The sequence below is a fragment of the Kluyvera intermedia genome (assembly GCF_021440345.1).
In the GTDB taxonomy this organism is placed as follows: domain Bacteria; phylum Pseudomonadota; class Gammaproteobacteria; order Enterobacterales; family Enterobacteriaceae; genus Kluyvera; species Kluyvera intermedia_A.
Map to the genome: position 1 here is coordinate 1 of NZ_JAKCNS010000178.1, position 742 is coordinate 742.

The 742-nt window shown below is 35.4% G+C and carries 1 protein-coding gene; it reads left to right on the forward strand.

Going from position 1 to position 742, the window contains the following annotated elements; all coding sequences use genetic code 11:
- On the forward strand, nucleotides 1-742 hold a 742-nt coding region (locus tag LZ634_RS22585; protein WP_234508960.1), incomplete at both ends, for a CDP-glycerol glycerophosphotransferase family protein.

The following is a 742-nucleotide window of genomic DNA, read 5'->3' on the forward strand; positions in this document are numbered from 1 at the left end:
AAGTTATTAGTGCCAGATGTAGACAAGTATATAGGAAACATTTTATTTGGTATGCATTATTATTACGAGCGCCGAGTTTGGTTAAAATTAGATAAATTAAATCCAGATGTCCCGTTAATCGTTTTATTGAATGGTGCTAAATATAAGATTAAAGGGCAGGATCGAAAGATATACGATGAATTGACCTATAGGAAAATTTTGGCGATTCAGGAAAAAATAGAATTTAAATTTGATATCACTGAGAGGTATCGGGGTTCGTGGATTCTCATGGACCGAGATAATCAAGCAGATGATAATGCAGAACATTTGTACCGCTATCTAAAAGAAAAAAGACAGGATATTGATGCATGGTTTGTGATTCAGAAAAGTTCTCATGATTGGAACAGATTAACAGAAGATGGTTTTAATCTATTGGCATATGGCAGTAAAGAGCATGAGAGCGCGCTAATGTCATGCTCTCGAGTTATCAGTTCTCATGCAGCTCAATTTGCAACTGACTACTTTAAAGATAAGCGGATGTTGTGGAAGAAATTTATCTTTTTACAGCATGGGATTATTCATAACGACCAATCTTCATTATTCCGGCCAGACTGGAAGAAATTTGATATTTTCCTTACTTCAGCCTATGGTGAATATAATTCTATAGTTAATGATTTTAGTAGCTATAAATTTACAGCGAAAGAAGTTGCTTTAACTGGACTTCCACGCCACGATGCATTGGTTAAGGAAGGTGCGAACAAGT